This window comes from Albidovulum sp., from assembly GCF_041919395.1.
In the GTDB taxonomy this organism is placed as follows: Bacteria; Pseudomonadota; Alphaproteobacteria; order Rhodobacterales; family Rhodobacteraceae; genus Albidovulum.
This window is the reverse complement of the sequence record NZ_JAYRTX010000169.1, coordinates 1-3,247: the sequence shown is the minus strand read 5'-3', so window position 1 is coordinate 3,247 and position 3,247 is coordinate 1. Positions and strand designations below refer to the sequence as shown.

Here is a 3,247-nt window from a genome sequence, read left to right as displayed (position 1 = left end):
ATAGCGACTTCCGGTGCCGGACCAAGGAAGGGAGCGGAGATGAAACCCGAGATCTTTCTTCCCGACGATTACCGTCCGGCAGAAGATGAACCGTTCATGAACGAGCGCCAGCTCGAGTATTTCCGCCGCAAGCTTCTCGTCTGGAAGGAAGAGCTTCTCGAGCAATCGGCCGAGACTCTGGAAGGCTTGCAGGACAGTGCCCGCAACGTTCCGGACATCGCCGACCGCGCGAGCGAGGAGACCGACCGCGCGCTGGAACTGCGCACCCGCGACCGCCAGCGCAAGCTTGTCACCAAGATCGACGCGGCGCTGCGTCGGATCGAGAACGGCGAATACGGCTACTGCGAAGTGACCGGCGAACCGATCTCGCTGAAACGGCTCGACGCGCGCCCGATCGCCACGATGACGCTCGAGGCGCAGGAAAAGCACGAACGACGCGAGCGGGTCCACCGCGACGACTGATCCCGGGCCCCCTTGGGGCCGAACGGACGCATTTCCGGCGCCGGGGTCGCAAGGCTCCGGCGTTTCCTTCGGAGGGGGCGATGCTCGAGGGACGCAAGGTGACGGTGCTGGGGGCCGGTGTCGCGGGCCTTGCCGTGGCACGCGCGCTCGCGCTCCGCGGTGCCGAGGTGACAATCCTGGAACAGGCGCCCGAGATTCGTGAGGTGGGCGCGGGCCTGCAGATTTCGCCCAACGGTGCGCGCGTGCTCGCCGCACTGGGCCTCGGCGATGCGCTGGAGGCAGGGTCGCAGCGCGCCGAAGCGGTCGATCTCATAGATGGCGAGGCGGGCGGGCGCGTCGTCCGGCTCGACCTGGCCCGGAGGCGGCCGGGCGAGGTATTCCGCTTCGTCCACCGCGCCGACCTCGTCGACCTGCTGGCCGCCGGCGCGCGGGCGGCGGGCGTCGCGATACGGCTCCTGCAGAAGGTCGAGGGGGTGACGCTCGGCCCCCATCCGCCGCGCCTCGCCACGGCGCAGGGAGAGGAGATCGACTGCGACCTTCTCATCGGGGCGGACGGGCTGCATTCGAAGGTCAGGGCCGCGCTGAACGGCACGGTGGCGCCTTTCTTCACCGGCCAGGTCGCCTGGCGCGCGACACTGCCGGAGGACGGCGGCCTGCCGCCGGTCGCGCGGGTCTTCATGGGCGCAGGCCGGCACCTCGTGACCTACCCGCTCAGGGGCGGGCGGCTGAGGAACATCGTCGCGGTCGAGGAGCGCGACCGCTGGGCGGAGGAAAGCTGGTCGCTGACCGACGATCCGCTCGCGCTCCGCATCGCGTTCGAGGCCTTCGTGCCCGAGGTTCGCGGCTGGCTCGACCGGATCGAGCGGCCGAACCTCTGGGGTCTCTTCCGCCATCCCGTGGCCGCGCGCTGGCAGGGGCAGGGGGCGGCGATTCTCGGCGATGCGGCGCATCCGACGCTGCCCTTCCTCGCCCAGGGAGCCAATATGGCACTCGAGGATGCCTGGGTGCTGGCCGACTGCCTCGCCCGCGCCGCGCCCGAGGCGGCGCTTGCCGCCTATCAGGCGCGGCGCGAGGTGCGGGTGCGGCGAATCGTCGGTGCCGCCAATGCCAATGCGCGGAATTATCACCTCGCCGGCGTCCGGCGCGATCTCGCCCACCTCGGCCTCCGGTTCGCCGGGCGCTTCGCACCGGGGATGCTCATGGATCGCTTCGACTGGCTCCACGGCCATGACGTGACCGCGCCGGTAACGGGTTGATCGTCAGGCGTCGAGTTCGACCCAGACTGGGACATGGTCCGACGGTTTCTCGCCGCCCCGCACCGCCTTGTCGATCCCTGCCGCGCGCAAACGGTCGGCGGCCTGCGGGCTGAGCAACAGGTGGTCGATGCGGATGCCGTTGTTCTTCGCCCAGGCGCCGGCCTGATAGTCCCAGAAGGAATAATGCCCCGGCCGGGGCTCGCGGGCGCGGAAGGCGTCGGTGTAGCCGAGATATTCGATCCGCCGCAGCGCCGCGCGGCTTTCGGGACGAAAGAGCGCGTCCTCGACCCAGGCTTCGGGCCGGGCCGCATCCTCGGCCTGGGGAATGACGTTGTAGTCCCCGCCCAGGACGACGGGAACCTCCTCGGCCAGGAGCGCCGCCGCCCGCGCCCGCATCCGGTCCATCCAGCCCAGCTTGTAGTCGAACTTCGGCCCCGGCGCGGGGTTTCCGTTCGGCAGGTAAAGCCCGCAAAGCCGGACCGCCGTCTTGCCGGTGGCCGTCGCCTCGATCCAGCGTGCCTGTTCGTCCGTGTCGTCGCCCGGCAGCCCGCGCGCCACGTCCTCGAGCGGCAGCTTCGACAGGATCGCCACGCCGTTGAAGCCCTTCTGGCCATGGGTTTCGACGAAGTAGCCACGGCCTTCGAAGACCTCGCGCGGGAAGTCCGCGTCCTGCGACTTGATCTCCTGCAGGAGGACCACATCCGGCGCGGCGGCATCGAGCCATTCCGGCAGGGCCTCCGTCCGCGCCTTGATGCCGTTGATGTTGAAGGTCGCAATCTTCATGGAGGCCTCGAAAGGGTTTCCGGCCAATCCTAACGGCGAAGCGGCGCCCGCCGCAACTGGGGGCGAGCCTCGCGCCAGGGTTGAAAACGGTATGGGAATCCCGACCCCGGAGTGCATTCCGATTCGCGGCAGATCGTGATATGCTCCAACGATTACAAGTCCCTTGAGTCCTTTGTTGAGGTTGTTTCGAGGCGTATTTCCATGCGACGCATAATCCCGCTGCTCCTTGCCGTCCTGACGGTCATGATGGCTTCCGCCCGACCGGGATGGGCGGCGCCCGATCCCTGCGACGACCTCGCAAGCGTGGACGAGTCGCAGCAGACCCTGCTTTGGAACCTCGCCTCGCTCCTCGGCAATGACGAGGTGCCACCCGAACGCGGCGGCTATGGCGCGGATGATTATTACGTGACCGTCCGTCCGGGGCGCTTCGCCAACGTCAGCTGCAACGCCAACGAGTACGAATTCCAGGAGATGTACCCGATCGGCGTGGTGGTGAAGCCGCTCTACCGGATCGAGCTTGACAGCTATCCGCAGGGGCGCACGCCGGTGATGGTGCTGACCGAATACGGCCACCGCAAGATCGTCGCGCAGGAAGACATCCAGAAGCTGGTGGACAACGCCTCGTACATCTTCGCGGATTCCTACGCGAAGGCGATGATCTGCCGCGCCGCCGATGCCTGTCCGGGGAATGCGGAGGATTTCTGCACGGACGGCAGGTGCCGCTACGATATCTCCGCCTTCTGGGG

General features: G+C 68.1%; 4 protein-coding genes. 3 read left to right on the top strand and 1 reads right to left on the bottom strand.

The window, feature by feature from the left end; all coding sequences use genetic code 11:
• Positions 1 to 39: 39 nt before the first annotated feature.
• Positions 40 to 462: an RNA polymerase-binding protein DksA gene (gene dksA / locus ACMUOO_RS16875; RefSeq protein WP_301918017.1), complete on the top strand. Its 423-nt coding sequence runs from the start codon at positions 40 to 42 to the stop codon at positions 460 to 462.
• Positions 463 to 542: 80 nt separating this feature from the next.
• On the top strand, positions 543 to 1,718 hold the full coding sequence (locus tag ACMUOO_RS16870) for an FAD-dependent monooxygenase (protein ID WP_301918018.1): 1,176 nt from the start codon (positions 543 to 545) through the stop codon (positions 1,716 to 1,718).
• A 3-nt stretch (positions 1,719 to 1,721) separates the two neighbouring features.
• Here ACMUOO_RS16870 and xth read toward each other — a convergent pair whose 3' ends face one another.
• Positions 1,722 to 2,501: an exodeoxyribonuclease III gene (gene xth, locus ACMUOO_RS16865; RefSeq protein WP_301918019.1), complete on the bottom strand. Its 780-nt coding sequence runs from the start codon at positions 2,499 to 2,501 to the stop codon at positions 1,722 to 1,724.
• 201 nt (positions 2,502 to 2,702) lie between these two features.
• Here xth and ACMUOO_RS16860 point away from each other — a divergent pair.
• A partial coding sequence (locus ACMUOO_RS16860; RefSeq protein ID WP_413855777.1) for a hypothetical protein occupies positions 2,703 to 3,247 on the top strand: 545 nt, incomplete at its 3' end.

Coding starts and splice junctions, on each gene's coding strand:
- dksA (WP_301918017.1), top strand. CDS start 40: ATGAAACCCGAGATCTTTCTTCCCGACGATTACCGTCCGGCAGAAGAT.
- ACMUOO_RS16870 (WP_301918018.1), top strand. CDS start 543: ATGCTCGAGGGACGCAAGGTGACGGTGCTGGGGGCCGGTGTCGCGGGC.
- xth (WP_301918019.1), bottom strand. CDS start 2,501: ATGAAGATTGCGACCTTCAACATCAACGGCATCAAGGCGCGGACGGAG.